Below are 17,698 nucleotides of genomic sequence, written 5' to 3' on the forward strand. Positions count from 1 at the left end.
GATCCAATGACTGCGCCCTCCCCCATTCTCATTGCGGTGGACGGCCGTTCCGGCGCCGGCAAGACGACGCTGGCCCTGGAGCTGGCGGCCCTGCTGCGCGGGCACCGCCGCGTCTCCGTCTTCCACCTCGAGGACATCTACCCGGGCTGGGACGGTCTGGCCGCCGGCGTCGAGCGCTATGTGGGCCGGGTGCTCGCCCCGCTGTCGGCCGGGCAGGACGCCCGCTGGGCCAGCTGGGACTGGGACAACCACTTTGACGGACCCATGCACACCACGCCGCTGGCCGACGTCGTGATCGTTGAGGGCGTGGGTGCCGCGCACGCCTCCGCCCGGCCGTTCCTGGACGTGGTCGTGTGGGTGGAGGCCCCCGATGTGGACCGCAAGCGGCGCGCGCTGGCCCGCGATGGGGACACCTACGCCCCCTTCTGGGAGCAGTGGGCGCGGCAGGAGGAGGAGCTGCTGGCCGCCGACGACGTCGCCGCTGCCGCTGATCTGGTGGTTGCCGGGCTCGCCGACGACGCCCTGCCCGCCCAGGTGATGCTGGCCCTGACCACCCTTCCGGCGCTTGAAATCCTCTGCGCCCCCGAGCTGGCCCGGCGCCGTGCGCTGGAGCTGCACACGCACCGTCTGGAGGCCTTCCCGGACGTTCCGGCGCTCTTTGCCCGGCTCTACGGCTCCAGCACCAACGCCGTGTGGCTGGACAGTTCCAATGCCGACGCCGGCGGCGACGCCTCCGGACAGCAGCACCGCTTCTCCATCCTGGCCGACGACGGCGGGGCGTTCGGCCAGCTGGCCCGGCACACCGGCGGCACCACCCGAGTGCAGGCCGGACCCGTCACCTCCCGGATCGACGGACCGTTCTTCCGCTGGCTGGACACCGTCTGGGGCCGCCGCGCCGTCCGGGCACCGAAGGGCTACGAGGGCGAGTTCACCCTGGGCTGGCTCGGCTATCTGGGCTACGAACTCAAGCGTGAAACCGGCGGATCGAACGTCACTGCAGAGGGCGCCGCACCCGATGCCGCCCTGCTCTTTGCCGGCCGCGCCGTGGTGGTGGACCACGCCGAGCGCTGCCTCTTTGTCCTGTCCCTGGGCGAGGCGGGCAACGCCGCCCACGCCGCCGAAACCGCCGGCTGGCTGGACACCGTCGCGGCCGCCTGCGCCGCCGTGTCCGACGCCCAGGCACCGGCTGCCGCCGTCGTCCCTGTCATGGCGGATCCGCCGGTCTTCAGCATCCGCGACGGCGAAACCGCCTACAAGGAGAGCATCGCCGCCGCCCAGACCCAGATCTGGGAGGGCAACTCCTACGAAATCTGCCTGACCACCGGCCTGCACGCCCGCACTGAGGAGCCGGTGGATGCGTGGGCGGGCTATCTGGCTCTGCGCCGGCGCAACCCCGCCCCCTTTGCCAGCTTCCTGCGCTTCGGCCCGCTGGCCATTGCCAGCACCTCCCCCGAGCGGTTCCTGCGGATCGATGCCGCCGGGCTGATGCGCGCCGAGCCCATCAAGGGCACCCGCCGCCGCCACCCGGATCCAGACAAGGACGCGGCACTGAAGGCGGACCTGGCCGGTTCGCTGAAGGACCGGGCCGAGAACATCATGATTGTGGACCTGCTGCGCAACGACTTGAGCCATTTCGCTGTGCCGGCCTCCCTGCAGGTGCCGCGGCTGTGCGAGATCGAAAGCTATGCCACCGTCCACCAGATGGTCAGCACCATCGAGGCCCAGCTGCGCCCCGGCAGCTCCCGGGCGCAGGCCGTGGCCGCCGCGTTCCCGGCCGGGTCCATGACCGGCGCGCCGAAGATCAGCACCATGGCCATCCTGGACACCCTGGAGTCGGGCCCCCGCGGCGTCTACTCCGGCGCCGTCGGCTACTTCTCACTGAACTCCGCCACGGACCTCTCCGTCACCATCCGCACCCTGGTGCTCGAGGACGACGGCAACGGCGGCACCCACCTGGGCCTCGGCGTCGGCGGCGCCATCACCGCGGATTCCTCACCGCACGAGGAATGGATGGAAATCCAGGCCAAGGCCTACGGCGTCCTCTCCACCCTCGGCAGCGCCTTCCCCGCCTGACAGCCCAACTGGGTGACAGTTATGACACGTTCCGGAGCCCGGAACGTGTCATAACTGTCACCCAGTTGGGGCGGGGGCCACGAAAGTGGGTACCACCTGCCCGTACTGCGTCCATGCCCGTAGGCTTTTTGCAGGCCGCGGCACGCGCAGGCCTGCGAACAGGGGGTCCTCCATGATCGAAAAAGCCACACCATCGCCGTGGAAGCGGTTCTGGGAACGCGGAGGCTGGTGGAAGGCGCTTGCCCTCGCCGCCGTGTACTTCGCCCTGTACGAACTGGGGTCCATGGTCTTCATCCCGCTGGCGCTGGCCATCGAGGACAAGACCAGCGGAGCCTTCATCTTGGCAACCACCGCGCTGCCCATCCTTCTGGGCTCCCTCCTGCTGGTGCTGTTTGCCCTGTCGACGGGCTGGCTCAAGGAGTTGTTCGCCCGCCAGCCGATCCGCGGCCGGGGCTGGATGTGGATCGCCGTCGCGGTGGTGCTCGTGTTCAATGTGCTCCGCATGGCCACCGTCGACTACAACTCCGCCGGGTTCGGCGTCGTCGCGGCATGGCTTCTGACAGGGCTGCTCGTTGGTTTCGCGGAGGAGACGCTTACGCGCGGCCTCGTGGTGAACCTGCTGCGCAAGGCCGGATACCGCGAGATTGCGGTGGCGGCGTTGTCCTCTGCGGTGTTTGCCGGGCTGCATGCCGGCAATCTGTTGTCCGGCCAGTCGCTGTTCGTGACCGCATTCCAGCTTGTCTACACCTTCGGCTTTGGGATGTGCATGTATCTGGCGTTGAGGGTGACGGGAAACCTGCTGTGGCCGATCCTGCTGCACGCCAGCACCGACCCGAGCATCTTCCTGCAGACCGCCCACCCCGCCGCGGGACCGCTGGCCTCGATCGCCGGGATGGGGAACATCGCCGTGATCCTCGTTGGGCTGGTTGCGCTGCTGTTCATCCGGGGACGGGTGGCGGCACGAGCGTTGGAATCCGGGCTGGTGGATCCCTCCACCGCGGGGCGGACGCTCTCCTAGCCGCCCCCGCACCCAACTGGGTGACAGTTATGACACGTTCCGGGGCCCTGAACGTGTCATAACTGTCACCCAGTTGGGGTGGCTAGTTCTCCTGTTCCGCGAGGATGCCGGCCATGGATTCGCGCATGTAGTCGGCGACGACGGTCTGCGAGATGGCCACGTCGAGGATGAACAGGCCGCGGGCGCCGCCGGCCAGCCAGTCCCGCAGCACGTCCAGATCCGCCAGCGAACGCATCTTCACGCCGCTGGCGCCCATGGCCCGTCCGACGGCGGAGAAGTCCACCTCGTCGATGAGCATGGCCGCCGGATCCAGGCCGCGGACGGCGTACTGGTGCAGTTCCGCGCCATAGGCCGCATCGTTGAAGACCACCACCAGGCCGCTGGGGATGGACCGGACGGCCGTTTCCAGATCCGCCAGGCCCATCAGGGCGCCGCCGTCGCCGGAGACCAGCACGGTGAAACGGTCCGGCCGGGCCGCTGCGGCGCCGACGGCGGAGGGCAGCCCCAGCCCGATGGTCTGGAAGGCGGTGCCCACCATCATCAGCGCCGCCGGATCCGGAACCGCGGCATGCATCGGCATCCAGCCAATGAAGTGGCCGCCGTCCTGCACGATGGTCCGCTCGGCGGGCAGCAAGGCATCCAGCGCCTGGGCGACGGCGGGCGGGTTCAGCCGTCGGTCCGGGGCGAATTCCACTGCCGGCACGACGGCGGCCCGCAGGCCGTCCGCCACGTGCGGAACCTGCGCCCGCCAACCGCGGAGGACGCCGGTACGCGGCTCCCCTTCCGGCGTCAGAAGGTCCATCAGGGCCGCCGCGGCCACGGCGGCATCGGCCCGGACGAAGTGCGTGGCCACCGGGCTGGTGGCGGCGGGGAGTTCATCGATCTGGACCACCGCGGCGCCCGGCGCAAAGAGCGTGCCGTAGCGGGTTTGGAAGGTGTTCAGCCCGGCACCGACCACCAGCACCACATCCGCGCTGCGCATCAGCTCGACGGCGGGCGGCGTCGCGAAGCCGCCGGCGATGCCCAGATCCCATGGGGAATCGAAGAGGTTCCGCGCCATCACCGAGGTGGCAAAGAGCGCACCGAGTCTGTCCCCGAGGGCCCGGAGCTCCAGACCCGCCCCGGCCAGCACGGCACCGCGGCCGGCGAGAATGAGCGGGCGCTCGGCACCGGCCAACAACGCTGCTGCCCCGGCCAGCCCGGCGGGACCGTCCGATCCGGCGTCCGCCGCATGGTCCGCGCCGCCGTTGCGGGCGGTGGGCTCCGCCGGAACAACGTACATCAGGGCATTGGGAGCGGCCTCCTGCGGCCCGGCCTCGACGGCTGCGAGGTCGTAGGGAATGGCCAGCACCACCGGCCGGCGCCCAGACAGCGCGGCCGCGTAGGCCTCCTCGGTCCGCTGCCGGGCCGTCCCGGCGTCGACGGTGATGGTCTCAACGCCCAGCCCGGCGGCCACCATCCTCTGGTCAATGTCCCAGGGCCGCGGCCCCGTGGTGGGGGCGTCGCCCACCACCAGCACCAGCGGGATGCGGGCCATGGCAGCCTCCGCCAGCGCCGTCAGCGAGTTGGTGAAGCCGGCGCCGTAGGTCACGGTGGCCGTCGCCACCCGCCCGCTGGCGCGGTGGTAGGCGTCGGCCATGGCGACCGTGCCGGCCTCGTGCCGGGCGCTGATGTAGCGGATGCCGCGGCGGGTCAGATTGCTGGTGAAGAAGGCATTGCCATTGCCCATCAGGCCGAAGACCACCTCGGAATGCCGGGCCGTGACGTCGGCGACGACGTCGGACACCGTCGCGCGGGCGGCGGCGGACAAGCCCGCGGCGAAGGTGGCCGCGGACTCGACGCGTGCACCGGTGGCAAGGCCCTCGGAAACGCTAGCGGGCGCGCTCATGCCACTCCCCCAGACACAGCCCCTGCAGCAGCCCGGGCCACGGCCAGGACGCGGTCGTTGGCCGCGGGTGTGCCCACCGAAATGCGCATCCCCTCGCCGGCGAAGGCGCGGACGGAGATCCCGGCCTCCTCGAACAGTGACGCCAGCGCCGTCGTCCCCTCCCTGGAATCGACCCAGAGGAAGTTCGCCTGCGACGGGAGCACCGGCATTCCGGCGTCGAGCAGCCCCGCGTACACGCGCTCCCGCTCGGCGACCAGCACGTCGATGCGCTCCTGCAATTGGGATTCCGCGGCCAGCGAGGCGATCCCCGCCTGCTGCGCCAGCGCCGTCACGCCGAAGGGGACGGCGGCCTTGCGGAGGTTCTCCACCAGCTCCGGCTGGGCGATCGCATAGCCCAGCCGGAGCCCGGCAAGCCCGTAGGCCTTGGAGAAGGTGTGGAGAACTGCGACATGGGGGTGCCGGCGGAAGAGGTCGACGCCGACGGCGGTGCCCGGGTCCACGTTGAAGTGCAGATACGCCTCGTCGATGACCACCAGGACGTCGGTCGGAACCGCCGCCACGAAGGCCTCCACGGCCCCGGCGGCGAGGACGGCGCCATTGGGATTGTTGGGGTTGCAGACAAAGATCACGCGCGTCTTGTCCGTCACGGCCGCCAGCATGGCATCAAGATCGTGCCCGCCGGACACGTCCAACGGCACCGGCACGGGAACGGCCCCGGCCACGGTCGTGAGGACCGGGTACGCCTCGAAGGAGCGCCAGGCGAACATGACCTCGTCCCCCGGGCTGGCGACGGCGTGGATCAGCTGCGCCGCGACCTCCACCGAACCGGCGCCAAAGGCCAGGTTTTCCACAGCCACGTTCCAATGCCCGGCCACGGCGGCGGCGAGCGCGGCGGCCGACATGTCCGGGTAGAGGTGCATGCTGCCGACGGCAGCGGCCACCGCGTCCACCACCGAGGGCAGCGGCGGGTACGGGTTCTCGTTCGAGGACAGCTTGTACGGTTCCAGACCGTTGGCGGCTTCGGGGCTGCGGCCCTGGCGGTAGGCCGGGATTCCGTCCAGCCCGGTGCGGGTGGCGACTGGCATTGGTGCCTCCTGTGGTTGGGCCGGAATCCGGCCGGTGCGCGGTGTTGGACACACGCTAGAGAGCACCCGCCGGAGCGGTCAACCGCCCATCTTTGGGCCAGTCAGGATGTACAGATTGATCCACCGATGGCGCAAAATACTGCACAATTTGTACAGCCTTTAGGAATCCTCTGCCTCGGCGGCCGCGGCGTGCAGCAGCGGCAGAATCCGGTTCTCCACATGCGTCGACAGCACGATGACGCTCGAGGTGCGGGCCACGCCCGGCGCCTGCGCGAGGGCGTCGAGCACGCGCTGCAGGTCCGTGGTGGACTTCGCCACGATCTTCACCAGAATGTCGCTGGCACCGGAGACGGTGTGCATCTCCAGAATCTCCGGAATGGCGGACATCGAGGCAAACACCGTCTCGTGGCCCATGCCCTGGCTGATCTCGATGGAGCAGAAGGTGATGACCGGGTAGCCGAAGGCGGCCGGGTCGATCTGCGGCGTGATGCCGGTGATGACGCCGCCGCGGTGCAGCCTGTCCAGCCGGCCCTGCACCGTGGCGCGGGCAACCTTCAACCGGCGGGAGCATTCAAGCACGCCGAGGCCGGGCTCATCGGTGAACATCTCAATGATGGCCGCGTCCAACCGGTCGATCTGCATGGTTACATTATCTGCCACATCCGCCCTCCCTGCCGTCAGGAACGACGGCGGAGCCGGGCACCGCCGCCGCCGTCGAACGCGTCCGCCTACCCCAGCAGACGGTGTTCGTAGGCAAACGCAACCAGTTGGATGCGGGTGCGCAGCTCCAGCTTGGTGATGACGCTGCGCAGGTGGGTCTTGACCGTGGCTTCGGAGACGAAGAGGGTCCGGGCAATGTCGGCATTTCCCAGCCCCTTCGCCGCCAACAGGAACACCTCACGCTCGCGCACGGACAGGACTTCAATGACCGACAAGTCCGGCCCGGCGGCCCGGACCGTCCGGGCCGCGTGCTGGAACAACTCATGGACGGATCCCGGCGCGATCACGGAGTACCCCTGGTAGACGGTGCGGATGGCCGCCAGCAGGAATTCCGGCTCGGAACTCTTGAGCAGATAGCCGCTGGCGCCCGCCTGCACCGCAGCCACCACCGATTGGTCGCGATTGAAGGTGGTCAGGGCAATGATCCGGGGCTTGTCGACGCCGGCCGCCACCGACATTTCCGAAATCCTCCGGGTTGCCTCCACCCCATCCATCACCGGCATGCGCAGATCCATCAGCATGACGTCGGGGCTGCTGGCCGCCGCCAAGGCGACAGCTTCCTCTCCGTCGCCGGCCTCCCCCACCATTTCCATGTCGGGCTGGCTCTCCACCAGCATCCGGATCCCGGCCCGGAAGAGCGGCTGGTCGTCCACCAGTGCCACAAGGATGCGCCCGCCGGGGTCAGCCACGTCCACTGCCCACGGGTCCTTCGATGGCTGCCCGCGGCTGCAATCCAGTCGAGGCAGCCACCACGGATGAAACCTTTGCCGCAGCCTGCGCGCCGGCGGCCAGGGCCGGCTCCAGCTCGGCCGTTCCGGCGCGCGTCCCGTAGGGAAGGAAGGCTGTCACCCGGAACTGTTCGCCATCCGGGCCGGACGTCAGCCAGCCGCCTGCCAGGTGTGCGCGCTCGCGCATTCCGGGGATGCCCCGGCCGACGCGCCCGCCGTCGTCGTCGTCTTGTGCGGTGTCGCGGCTGGACGGCAGATCCGAGGCAAGGTGGATGGTCAGCCCCGGGCCGCTCCAATCGAAATGCGCCCGGACAAAGGTGCCGCGGCCGCCATGTTTGAGGGCATTCGTCAGGCATTCCTGGACGATCCGGAACACCGCCAGCTGCTGCCCGGGGCTCAGCTCAACGGGTCCACCGGACTCGCTGTGCTCGATCTTCAGGCTGCCCTGGCGCATCCGCTCAATCAGCGGCATGACGTCGCTGAACCGCGGCTGCGGGGCCGCCATGCCGCCGCCCACGCCCTCAATGACCCGCTGGGCATCCACCAGAGCGCTGCGGGCCGAGGTGGCAATGGTGTCCAGGGCATCCAGAACGGCCTTGGGCTGGCCGGTGCTGAGGTAGCGGGAACCGTCGGCCTGGGCGGCAATGACAGCCAGCGAATGGGCCAGCGAATCATGCAGATCCCGGGAGATGCGTGTCCGCTCCTGCTCAACAATCAGCTCGATCTCGGCCTCCTTGAGGTTGCTCTGGGCGAGAATGCGGTCCCGGAACAGCGAGCCCCGCTCCTGGTACAACGCCAACAGCAGCCCCACCGCGGCGCACGCGCCGGCAACCATCACCAGGACCGCGAACGCCGTCCACCCGTATTTCGGCAATTGGCCCCGGTCTCCAAAGTAGGTGGGCGGGAACCAGCCGACTCCGCCGCCATAGCGCCACGACACCATCAGAAAGGCCATGACCGCGGCGAACACCAGGTTGGCAATGCCTGCCACCATCCGCACCTTCGGGCGGGCCGTCCAGAGCGTGAAGCCCAGCGCGATGAACGAGCCCAGGTAGATGGCCCAATGGTTGGCATACATGGCCGGGATGGCATGGACCAGCTGCCCCAGCAGCAACACCGCCGTCGCGCCCAGCGACACATAGGGCAGCCGGACGGACACCGCTATCGCCAATGTGGCCAGCACCAGCGGTATGCTGCCGGACCACATGGGCAGGCCGGGCCAAGGCCCCATCCGCCCCGCCTCCGCCACACACCACAGGTAAAAGAAAACGACGGCCGCCACGGGGGCGCCCCAATACCGCGCTGATTTCATGAACTGTTCCATGCCAGCCACACTATCCACGGCGTGGAGTGCCGCCGCGCCCATTCCACCCGGTCTCCACCCGCGGGCCAGCAAAACCATCCTTCGGGCCAACCGGCGGCCCCCGCGCCCGCCAGGAACGACGGCGGAACCGCAAGCCGCCCGTCGAACGCGGCGCGCTACTGCAGCGTGGCCGTCAGCCGCGCGACGTTGTCCACGTAGCGGGCCAAGACGGGCCTCTCCGCCCACTCCTCCAGGAGCAGTTCGCGCGAGGTGGCGCGGTACCTGTCCTCCACCTTGCGCATGCGCTCGACGATGTCCATGCCCAGCATCATCACCGTCACCTCCAGGTTCAGCGAGAAGCTGCGCATGTCCATGTTGCTGGAGCCGATCACCGCCACATCCTCATCCACAGTGAAGTGCTTGGCGTGGAGCACCTTGGGCTTGGCGTAGAGGTAGATCCGCACCCCGGCCTTCAGCAGCGCCTCGTAGTAGGACCGCTGGGCGTGGTGGACCAGGAACTGGTCGCCGGATTCACAGACAAACAGCTCCACCTCCACGCCCCGCTGGGCCGCCGTCGTGATCGCGTAGAGCAGCGAATCGTCGGGCACAAAGTAGGGGCTGGAGATGGTGATGCGGTGCTGGGCGGAGTACAGCAGGGTGTTGAACAGGCGGAGGTTGTTCTCGGTGACAAAGCCGGGGCCGCTGGGCACCACCTGGCACACCACCTCCCCCGGCAGCGTGTCCCAGTGGTGGGAGGCCAGCTGGTCCTCCAGGTCCTCCTCGGTTTCGGCGGACCAGTCGGTGGCGAACATGACGTTCAGAGTGCCCACGATGGGCCCCTCCAGCCGGGCCATCAATTCCACCCAGGTCCGTCCGGCCCGATGGTGCTTCTTGTTCCGGTAGGAAGGCTCGACGACGTTCTGGGAACCCGTGAAGCCGATCCGCCCATCCACCACCAGGATCTTGCGGTGGTTGCGCAGATCCGGCCGGCGCCATTGGCCCTTGACCGGCAGCAGCGGCAGCATCCGCCGCCACTGGATCTGGCTGCGCTTGAGCCGGCGGAGCATGGCACCGTAGCCGGGGACCCGCAGCGAGCCGATGTGGTCGAACAGCACCCGCACCCGCACACCGCGCGCAGCGGCGGCCTCCAGCTCGCGGAACAGATTCTCGGTGGAGTCGTCGGTGCTCATGATGTAGAACTCGGCGTTGACGTAGTCAGTGGCCTCCCGGACGGCGTCGGCCATGGCATCCAGGGACTCCTGGTAGCCGCCGATCAACTCCACCTTGTTGCCGGCCAGCGAGGGGAAGGAGCCCAGCCGGCGGTTCAGGCCGACCACGGAATCGATCCATTCCGGGCCATCATAGGGCGGCGTCTTCAGCGCAATCTCCCGCGTGGCCTCCAGAACCCGCTGGTTGACCTCCGCCTGGTAGTCGCGGCGGCGGCGGGACAGGCGGAAGTTGCCGAACATCAGGAACAGCAGCAGACCGACGGTGGGCAGGAAGAAGATGCACAGCAGCCAGGCCATGGCCGTGGTGGGGCGGCGGTTGCCGGGGATCACGCCCAGCACAATGACCCGGATGACCAGGTCAGCCACATAGAGCAGCAGGGTAAACCACGTTGCCGCGGCATCCCAGGGAAGGCCCGTCCACAACACTTCATTACCCCCACAGGTCGGCGTCGGTCGAAGCCCCAGCCTACCGGGCCGCCGTCGAACACTAAGCTGGATCCATGACTGTCTTGGTGTTCCTGGATCCCGCTTTTCCCGCCGGCCGTGTGGCCGATGCCTCCGCGCCGGCCCTGATGGCCACCGACCAGGGCGCCACCCGCGGCGACGGGATCTTTGAATCGATGCTGGCGGTCAACGCCAAACCCCGCAAGGTCCAGGCGCATCTGGACCGCCTCGCCTCCTCCGCCCGCGCCATGGATCTGGACATTCCCGCCGCCGCGGACTGGCAGCTCGCCATCGGCACGGCGCTGGGAGCGTTTGCCAAGGCCGCCGGGACAGAGAGCGGCGAGGTGGTGGTGAAGCTGATCGCCACCCGCGGCGTGGAGGGCGCGAACCGGGCCACCACCTGGGTCCAGGCCTCAGCGCCGTCGCCCGTGGGCGAGGCCCAGCGCCGCGACGGCGTCGATGTGCTGCTGCTGGACCGCGGCTACGATTCCTCGGTCGCCGAGCGCGCCCCGTGGCTGCTGCTGGGCGCCAAGACCCTCTCCTACGCCGTGAACATGGCGGCCCTGCGCCACGCGCACGCCCAGGGTGCTGACGACGTCATCTTCACCAGCTCCGACGGCCGCGTGCTGGAGGGCCCGACGTCGTCGGTGCTGCTGGCGCATGTCCAGGACGACGGCGGTGTGCCCATCAAGCGGCTCATCACCCCTGCCCTGGACAGCGGCATCCTGCCCGGCACCACCCAGGGTGCCCTGTTCGCCGCGGCGAAGGCGGCCGGTTGGGAGCTGGGCTACGGGCCGGTGCTGCCCGCGGACCTGATGGACGCCGACGCCGTGTGGCTGATTTCCAGCATCCGCCTGCTGGCACCGGTGAACACCATTGACGGCACCGAAATCGGCACCGCCGAGGTGCGCACCGAGCTCACGGCCGAGCTCACGGCGCTGCTCGACGCAGCCCTGGCCGCCACCGAATAAGGCAGTACAGGTTTAGACAGAAAAACGACGGCGGGCCGGGTGCGCAACCCGGCCCGCCGTCGTCGGCTCTCTTAAGTGCTGCCTAGGCCGGCTGCAGCTCGCCGGCCGGCAGCTGCACCAGCGGGCGCAGCTTGTTGGCGGCAAACGCCAGCAGCACGCTGACCGCCAGGAACGTGACGGTGATGCCCACGCAGGTCAGGGCGACGGCGCCATAGCCACCGGAGGTGTTCGGGTTCAGGAACGGGTAGGCGTACCAATCGGTGGCCGCACCCCGGACCAGCGAGTAGACCAGGTACAGCACGGGCGGGACCAGCCACACCCACAGCTTGGCGTAGGCCAGCGGACGCTGCGGCGACTGGACGAGCCAGTCCGCCACGACGACGATCGGCATGATGTAGTGCAGCGTGGTGTTGACCCACGGCTGCAGCGAGCCCAGGTCGACATCGCGCAGCAGGGCGCTGAAGACGATGCCCACCAGCGCCATGCACACCACGGAGGAGCCGCGGATGATGTCGCCGGTGCGGGTGCCCTCCTTGCCGGTGATCAGGTGGACGGCCGCGATGATCAGCACGACGGCGGCGAACAGGTTGGACAGATTGGTGAAGTAGCTGAAGAAGTTCACCACGCTGTAGCCGTTGCCGATGTGGATGACCAGCTGTGAGCCGATGGCGACGAGGGCCAGCACACCGAAGAACAGCCGGGCGGCGATGAGGACGATTCGCTTGTTCATGGGCCCATCCTGCCATCCGGCCGCCGCGTCTTCATGCAATGCCACAATCGTCGGCATTTTTACCCTGCGCGGCGTGCCGTATGTTACTTTTTCCCTGAGTAATGAGTGCCAGTGCCAAGCCCCGACTTGCTGGCCGGCAACCCTCTGTTCCAGCGGGGTGCCTTGGGTGAATACTCGGCAAACCTAGTGATTATCGGCGCAGGCTTGCAAGTGTGGACGCCTCGTGGCGCAGTCTCTTTTGGCCACCCTCCCGCTTGCTCCCCGCCGCTTGCAATGGAGGAGAAGCATGTCCGACCAAGAAGCCCCCCTGGCCTACCGGCTGATCACCGGGCCTGACAACCGCGAATTCTGTGAGCGCATCTCCGCTGCCCTCGCCGAGGGCTACATCCTGCACGGCAGCCCCTCCGTCACCTTCAACGGGACCAATGTTGTGGCTGCCCAGGCCGTCGTCCTGCCGCACGCCGTCGCCGCCTCCGACGCCGCCATCGCCAGCGCCGTCCAGGACCTGGAGTACGACGGCGAGGGCCACGCATGAGCTACGCCGGCGACCTGGCACCCGCCGAGGCCTGGGACAAGGTAGCGGCCGGAGCCCTGCTGGTGGACGTGCGCACCGAGGGCGAATGGGCCCACATCGGCGTCCCCGACACCTCCGCCCTGGACACCACCCCGCTGTTCATCCAGTGGAACCTGGCCGGCGGCACGCCCAACCCCGCCTTCCTTTCCGAACTGTCGGCCGCCGTGCCCGCCGAGGCCGAGCTGGTGTTCCTCTGCCGCTCCGGTGTTCGGTCCATCGCCGCCGCCGAGGTGGCCACGGCAGCCGGTTTCACCGCGTACAACGTGCTGGAGGGTTTTGAGGGCCAGCCCGATGCCTACGGCGACAGGGTGCTGAACGGCTGGAAAAACAGCCAGCTGCCCTGGAAATAGCAAGCACTAAAGGAATCTGATGAGCAATTTCAATCCCAACGCCACCGGCTGGGCCCCCGACACGCAGGCCGTCCGCGGCGGGCTGGACCGCACCAACTTCCAGGAAACCTCCGAGGCCCTGTTCCTGAACTCGGGCTTCGTCTACGACTCGGCCGAGGCCGCGGAGCAGGCGTTCACCGGCGAGGTGGACCGCTTTGTCTACTCCCGCTACGGCAACCCCTCCGTCGCCACCTTCCAGGAGCGCCTGCGCCTGCTGGAGGGCACCGAGGCCTGCTTCGCCACGGCGTCGGGCATGTCCGCCGTCTTCACGGCCCTCGGCGCGCTGCTGGCCGCCGGCGACCGCGTGGTGGCCTCCCGTTCGCTCTTTGGCTCCTGCTTTGTGATCCTCAACGAGATCCTGCCGCGCTGGGGCGTGGAGACGGTCTTCGTCGACGGACCCGATCTGGACCAGTGGCGCGAGGCGCTGTCCGTGCCGACGACGGCGGTCTTCTTCGAGTCGCCGTCGAACCCGATGCAGGAGATCGTGGACATCCGCGCCGTCTGCGATCTGGCCCATGCCGCCGGTGCCAAGGTGGTGGCCGACAACGTCTTCGCCACGCCGCTGCTGCAAAAGTGCGGCGACCTCGGGGCCGACGTCATCGTCTACTCCGGCACCAAGCACATCGACGGCCAGGGCCGTGTGATGGGCGGCGCCATTCTGGGCACCACGGAGTTCATCGACGGACCGGTGAAGAACCTGATGCGGCACACCGGGCCTGCACTGTCCTCCTTCAACGCCTGGGTGCTGACCAAGGGGCTGGAGACCATGGGGCTGCGGGTGGCGCACTCCTCCGCCAACGCGCTGGCCCTGGCCGAGTTCCTCGAACAGCAGCCGGCCATCAACTGGGTGAAGTACCCGCTGCTGCCCTCGCACCCGCAGTTCGAGCTGGCCAAGGCGCAGATGAAGGCCGGCGGCACCGTGCTGACCTTCGAGCTGGCCACCCCGGCAGACGGCACGGCCAAGGATGCGGCGTTTGCGCTGCTGAACGCGCTGAACGTCGTGGACATCTCCAACAACCTCGGCGACGCCAAGTCGCTGATCACCCACCCGGCCACCACCACCCACCGGGCCATGGGCCCCGAGGGCCGTGCGGCCATCGGCCTCACCGACGGCGTGCTGCGCCTCTCCGTCGGCCTGGAGGACCTCGAGGACCTCACCAAGGACCTGGCCCAGGCCCTCTCGGCGATCTAACGCCACGCGCGACGACGTCGGGCCCCCGCCGTCGTCGTCGTCATCTGTGCGACAGACGATGCTCCCAAACACGTAGTTTGGCAGCATTGTCTGTCGCACAGTTGTTTAAGCTCGACGACGGCGCGACGGGGCGACGGGGTTGGCGCGGTGGCCGCGGGGCTGGGGCCGGGGCATGCAGGTGGCGGCGGGGCCTTGCGTAGGCGCGCATCGCGGCCGGGCGTGGCGGGTAGTCCGCCCAGCGCGCGGGCCGACGCTCCCGGGCCGTGTCCAAGCGCCGGCAAGGCCCCGCCGTCCCCGCCGTCGCCGTCGTCGTCATCTGTGCAACAGATAACGCTCCCAAACACGAGTTTGAGAGCGTTATCTGTTGCACAGTTTTAGTCCTGGAAGTACTCGATCTCGGCGCCGATGGTGTTCAGGCGCTCGGCGAGGTCTTCGTAGCCGCGCTCGATCACGTAGATGTTGCGCAGCTCGGAGGTGCCCTTGGCGGCCAGCATGGCCAGCAGGATGCAGGCGGCAGGGCGCAGGGCCGGCGGGCAGCCGATCTCCGCGGCACGCCAGGCCACCGGGCCGGTGATGTCGATGCGGTGCGGATCCAGCAGGCGCACGCGCCCGCCCAGGCGGTTCAGCTCCGTCAGGTAGATGGCACGGTTCTCGTAGACCCAGTCGTGGATCAGCGTGGTGCCCTCGGCCATGGAGGCGATGACGGCGAAGAACGGCAGGTTGTCGATGTTCAGGCCCGGGAACGGCATCGGGTGGATCTTGTCCGTGGCGGCCTTGAGCGTGGACGGCAGCGTGGTGATGTCCACCAGGCGGGTGTGGCCGTTGTGCGCACGGTACTCGGCGGACTTGATGTACTTGAAGCCCATCTGCTCCAGCACCTTGAGCTCGATCTCCATGAACTCGATCGGCACGCGCTTGATGGTCACCTGGCTCTTGGTGACGATGCCGGCGGTGATCAGGCTCATGGCCTCGATCGGATCCTCCGACGGCGAGTACTCGATATCGACGTCGATGCGGGACTTGCCGGTGATGGTCAGCGTGGTGCTGCCGATGCCCTCGACGGTGACGCCCAGACCCTGCAGGTAGAAGCAGAGGTCCTGGACCATGTAGTTGGGGCTGGCGTTGCGGATCACGGTGGTGCCCTCGCGGTGCGCGGCGGCCATGATGGCGTTCTCCGTGACGGTGTCCCCGCGCTCGGTCAGCACAAAGGTGCGGTCCTCGGCGTCGCTCTCGGGGGCCTGCACGCCGTAGAAGCCCGCGTGGGCCGTGACGTCCAGGCCGAATTCGCGCAGAGCCTGCATGTGCGGCTCCACGGTGCGCGTGCCCAGGTCGCAGCCGCCGGCGTAGGGGATGCGGTAGCTGGTGGACTCGTCCAGCAGCGGGCCCAGCAGCATGATGACGCTGCGGGTGCGGCGGGCCGCCTCCACGTCCATGGAGTCCAGGTCCAGCACGGCCGGGCGGCGGATCTGCAGATCGGAGGCGTTCAGCCAGGTGCACTCGACGCCGATGGACGTCAGCAGCTCCACGATGCGGTTGACCTCTTCGATGCGGGCCAGACGGCGCAGCGTGGTGGTGCCGCGGTTGATCAGCGAGGCGCAGAGCAGGGCGACGCCGGCATTCTTGGAGGAATTGACGTCCACGCTGCCGGAGAGTTCACGGCCGCCGACGACGCGCAGGTGCGTGACCTGCTTCTTGAGGCCGCTGCCCACGCTGACGATGCTGCGGCCAAAGATGGTCTCCATGCGCTGGATCATCTTCAGACTGACGTTCTGCTTGCCCTGCTCCATCCGGGCCACAGCACTTTGGCTGGTGCCCAGTTCCGCAGCGAGCCGCCCTTGCGTCCAACCCTTGTCCGAACGTGCGTCCCGGACCAGGACTCCTACGGTTTCTGCAGCCTCTTGAGTCATAAGCACTTTTATATCACGGAAAGCATATTCGGCGCGAAAATGCGGCGATTCTCACAAGATGTGGACAATTTGTCGGGAATTTATCCGACTGGTGCGATATTTGCACAGTGGCCGGTGCCCAAAAAGAGGGCCGAGCCACACGGCGGGCACCCGCTACCAACTATATGCCCGCAGCCGTGCGGCAGAATCGCACCGGCCCCCGCCACGCCGCGTCCAAACCCCCGGGCACAGGCGATGGGGCCCGGATCACGTCGATCCGGGCCCCATCGTGGTGGACATGGTGCCGGGCGGCAAGCCCGCCAACAGCTACTTGGTCAGCGGGCCAAGGATCTTGTCATTGGCGTACTGCTGGGCCGCGTTGGCCTTGGTGACAATCTGGGGAACCAGCAGGAATGCCGGAACAACCTTCGTGCCGTTGTTGTAGGAGGTGGGGTCGTTGATCTCCGGCGTCTTGCCGGCCTGCAGGTCCTGCACCATCTGGATGGAGTGCTTGACCAGTGCCGTGGTGTCCTTGTTGATGGTGGAGTACTGTTCTCCGGCCATGATGGACTTGACGGACTCAACCTCGGAATCCTGGCCGGTGACGGTCGGGATCGGCTTGCCGGCGGCCTTCACCGAGGTGATGACCGCGCGGGCGAGGGTGTCATTGGGAGACAGGACGCCGTCCAGTTCCGTGCTCGTGTAGTTGCCGGCCAGCAGGGTGTCCATGCGCTTCTGGGCGTTCTCCGCCTTCCAGCCCTGGGTCACGGCCTGCTCGAAGGTCTTCTGGCCGGAGACGACGACGAGCGTTCCGTCGTCGATCTTGGGCTGGAGGACGTTCATGGCTCCATCGAAGAACACCTTGGCATTGGCGTCATCGGGCGATCCGGCAAAGAGCTCGACGTTGTACGGTCCGGCGGCCTTCTTCGCCTTCATGCCGTCCAGCAGGGCCTGGCCCTGCAGCTGGCCGACCTTGTAGTTGTCGTAGGCCACGTAGTAGTCGACGTTTGCGGTGTTCAGCAGCAGCCGGTCGTAGGCGATGATGACAGCGCCGGCGTCCTTGGCCTGCTGGAGCTGGGTGCCCAGCTGGGCGCCGTCGATGGCACCGACAATGATGACCTTTGCGCCATTGGTGATCATCGAGCTGATCTGGTTCTGCTGCTCGCTCACGCCACCGTTGGCGAACTGGACGCTCGGCTTGAAGCCGGCGGAGGTGAGTCCGTCATTGAACAACCCCTCGGCCAACACCCAGTTTTCACTGGTTTTCTGCGGCAGGGCCACACCAATGGTGGCATCCTTGGCGAATCCAGCGGCGGTGGTTGCGCCCCCGCCGGACGGTTCTGAACGGCCGCAGCCCGTGAGGGCAAGGGCGGAAATAGCAGCGACAGCAGCCAGCGCCTTTGCCGTCTTGTTGAACTTCAACATGATGATCGCTTTCTCTTCAAGGGATGGTGCTTTGTCGTAGAGA

Annotated in this window: 15 protein-coding genes and 1 riboswitch; of the genes, 6 read left to right on the top strand and 9 right to left on the bottom strand. The window is 68.1% G+C overall.

The features are described from left to right. Nucleotides 1-6: 6 nt before the first annotated feature. Together pabB and K254_RS0115320 are read left to right on the top strand one after the other, a co-directional pair. Entirely contained in the window at nucleotides 7-2,073 is a 2,067-nt protein-coding gene (gene pabB / locus K254_RS0115315) for an aminodeoxychorismate synthase component I (RefSeq protein ID WP_026556109.1), read from the top strand. A 172-nt stretch (nucleotides 2,074-2,245) separates the two neighbouring features. Continuing rightward, entirely contained in the window at nucleotides 2,246-3,091 is an 846-nt protein-coding gene (locus K254_RS0115320) for a CPBP family intramembrane glutamic endopeptidase (RefSeq protein WP_026556110.1), read from the top strand. An 82-nt stretch (nucleotides 3,092-3,173) separates the two neighbouring features. Here the strand turns inward: K254_RS0115320 and K254_RS0115325 are convergent, their stop codons facing one another. From K254_RS0115325 to cls, 6 genes are all read right to left on the bottom strand, one after another. Next, on the bottom strand, nucleotides 3,174-4,979 hold the full coding sequence (locus tag K254_RS0115325; protein WP_081710177.1) for a thiamine pyrophosphate-binding protein: 1,806 nt from the start codon (nucleotides 4,977-4,979) through the stop codon (nucleotides 3,174-3,176). Beyond that, on the bottom strand, nucleotides 4,976-6,064 hold the full coding sequence (gene hisC, locus K254_RS0115330; protein WP_026556112.1) for a histidinol-phosphate transaminase: 1,089 nt from the start codon (nucleotides 6,062-6,064) through the stop codon (nucleotides 4,976-4,978). The genes K254_RS0115325 and hisC overlap by 4 nt, the downstream gene beginning before the upstream one ends. A gap of 159 nt (nucleotides 6,065-6,223) precedes the next feature. Further along, entirely contained in the window at nucleotides 6,224-6,724 is a 501-nt protein-coding gene (locus K254_RS0115335) for an Lrp/AsnC family transcriptional regulator (protein ID WP_331271239.1), read from the bottom strand. A gap of 68 nt (nucleotides 6,725-6,792) precedes the next feature. After that, nucleotides 6,793-7,473 carry a response regulator gene (locus tag K254_RS0115340; protein ID WP_026556114.1) on the bottom strand — a complete coding sequence of 227 codons (681 nt, stop codon included), beginning with the start codon at nucleotides 7,471-7,473 and terminating at the stop codon, nucleotides 6,793-6,795. Then, complete coding sequence (locus K254_RS23530; RefSeq protein WP_081710321.1) at nucleotides 7,466-8,824, bottom strand: sensor histidine kinase; 1,359 nt, start codon at nucleotides 8,822-8,824, stop codon at nucleotides 7,466-7,468. Before K254_RS23530 ends, K254_RS0115340 begins: the two co-directional genes overlap by 8 nt. A gap of 167 nt (nucleotides 8,825-8,991) precedes the next feature. After that, entirely contained in the window at nucleotides 8,992-10,470 is a 1,479-nt protein-coding gene (gene cls / locus K254_RS0115350; protein ID WP_442853059.1) for a cardiolipin synthase, read from the bottom strand. 74 nt (nucleotides 10,471-10,544) lie between these two features. Between cls and K254_RS0115355 the strand changes: the two genes are divergently transcribed. Continuing rightward, nucleotides 10,545-11,459 (top strand): aminodeoxychorismate lyase, encoded by a 915-nt coding sequence (locus tag K254_RS0115355; protein ID WP_026556116.1) that lies wholly within the window; start codon nucleotides 10,545-10,547, stop codon nucleotides 11,457-11,459. Nucleotides 11,460-11,541: 82 nt separating this feature from the next. Here the strand turns inward: K254_RS0115355 and K254_RS0115360 are convergent, their stop codons facing one another. Beyond that, the gene (locus K254_RS0115360) at nucleotides 11,542-12,189 is read right to left on the bottom strand and encodes a Pr6Pr family membrane protein (protein WP_026556117.1); all 648 of its coding nucleotides are present in this window, start codon (nucleotides 12,187-12,189) and stop codon (nucleotides 11,542-11,544) included. 97 nt (nucleotides 12,190-12,286) lie between these two features. After that, a riboswitch (SAM riboswitch) is annotated at nucleotides 12,287-12,408 on the top strand. A 67-nt stretch (nucleotides 12,409-12,475) separates the two neighbouring features. Here K254_RS0115360 and K254_RS0115365 point away from each other — a divergent pair. The 3 genes from K254_RS0115365 to K254_RS0115375 are packed head-to-tail and all read left to right on the top strand — an operon-like array spanning nucleotide 12,476 to nucleotide 14,344. Then, nucleotides 12,476-12,724: a DUF1737 domain-containing protein gene (locus K254_RS0115365; RefSeq protein ID WP_026556118.1), complete on the top strand. Its 249-nt coding sequence runs from the start codon at nucleotides 12,476-12,478 to the stop codon at nucleotides 12,722-12,724. Continuing rightward, the gene (locus K254_RS0115370) at nucleotides 12,721-13,113 is read left to right on the top strand and encodes a rhodanese-like domain-containing protein (RefSeq protein WP_026556119.1); all 393 of its coding nucleotides are present in this window, start codon (nucleotides 12,721-12,723) and stop codon (nucleotides 13,111-13,113) included. The genes K254_RS0115365 and K254_RS0115370 overlap by 4 nt, the downstream gene beginning before the upstream one ends. A gap of 19 nt (nucleotides 13,114-13,132) precedes the next feature. Next, nucleotides 13,133-14,344: an O-succinylhomoserine sulfhydrylase gene (locus K254_RS0115375; protein WP_035750245.1), complete on the top strand. Its 1,212-nt coding sequence runs from the start codon at nucleotides 13,133-13,135 to the stop codon at nucleotides 14,342-14,344. Nucleotides 14,345-14,718: 374 nt separating this feature from the next. Here the strand turns inward: K254_RS0115375 and K254_RS0115380 are convergent, their stop codons facing one another. Both K254_RS0115380 and K254_RS0115385 read right to left on the bottom strand, forming a co-directional pair. Continuing rightward, complete coding sequence (locus K254_RS0115380) at nucleotides 14,719-16,251, bottom strand: UDP-N-acetylglucosamine 1-carboxyvinyltransferase (protein WP_026556121.1); 1,533 nt, start codon at nucleotides 16,249-16,251, stop codon at nucleotides 14,719-14,721. Nucleotides 16,252-16,557: 306 nt separating this feature from the next. Then, on the bottom strand, nucleotides 16,558-17,655 hold the full coding sequence (locus tag K254_RS0115385; RefSeq protein WP_026556122.1) for a substrate-binding domain-containing protein: 1,098 nt from the start codon (nucleotides 17,653-17,655) through the stop codon (nucleotides 16,558-16,560). Between the last annotated feature and the right edge of the window lie 43 nt (nucleotides 17,656-17,698).

It is taken from the genome of Arthrobacter sp. 35W (assembly GCF_000482545.1).
GTDB lineage: Bacteria > Actinomycetota > Actinomycetes > Actinomycetales > Micrococcaceae > Specibacter.

Coding starts and splice junctions, on each gene's coding strand:
- hisC (WP_026556112.1), bottom strand. CDS start 6,064: ATGCCAGTCGCCACCCGCACCGGGCTGGACGGAATCCCGGCCTACCGC.
- K254_RS0115370 (WP_026556119.1), top strand. CDS start 12,721: ATGAGCTACGCCGGCGACCTGGCACCCGCCGAGGCCTGGGACAAGGTA.
- K254_RS23530 (WP_081710321.1), bottom strand. CDS start 8,824: ATGAAATCAGCGCGGTATTGGGGCGCCCCCGTGGCGGCCGTCGTTTTC.
- K254_RS0115355 (WP_026556116.1), top strand. CDS start 10,545: ATGACTGTCTTGGTGTTCCTGGATCCCGCTTTTCCCGCCGGCCGTGTG.
- K254_RS0115380 (WP_026556121.1), bottom strand. CDS start 16,251: ATGACTCAAGAGGCTGCAGAAACCGTAGGAGTCCTGGTCCGGGACGCA.
- K254_RS0115375 (WP_035750245.1), top strand. CDS start 13,133: ATGAGCAATTTCAATCCCAACGCCACCGGCTGGGCCCCCGACACGCAG.
- K254_RS0115365 (WP_026556118.1), top strand. CDS start 12,476: ATGTCCGACCAAGAAGCCCCCCTGGCCTACCGGCTGATCACCGGGCCT.
- pabB (WP_026556109.1), top strand. CDS start 7: ATGACTGCGCCCTCCCCCATTCTCATTGCGGTGGACGGCCGTTCCGGC.
- K254_RS0115360 (WP_026556117.1), bottom strand. CDS start 12,189: ATGAACAAGCGAATCGTCCTCATCGCCGCCCGGCTGTTCTTCGGTGTG.
- K254_RS0115325 (WP_081710177.1), bottom strand. CDS start 4,979: ATGAGCGCGCCCGCTAGCGTTTCCGAGGGCCTTGCCACCGGTGCACGC.
- K254_RS0115320 (WP_026556110.1), top strand. CDS start 2,246: ATGATCGAAAAAGCCACACCATCGCCGTGGAAGCGGTTCTGGGAACGC.
- K254_RS0115385 (WP_026556122.1), bottom strand. CDS start 17,655: ATGTTGAAGTTCAACAAGACGGCAAAGGCGCTGGCTGCTGTCGCTGCT.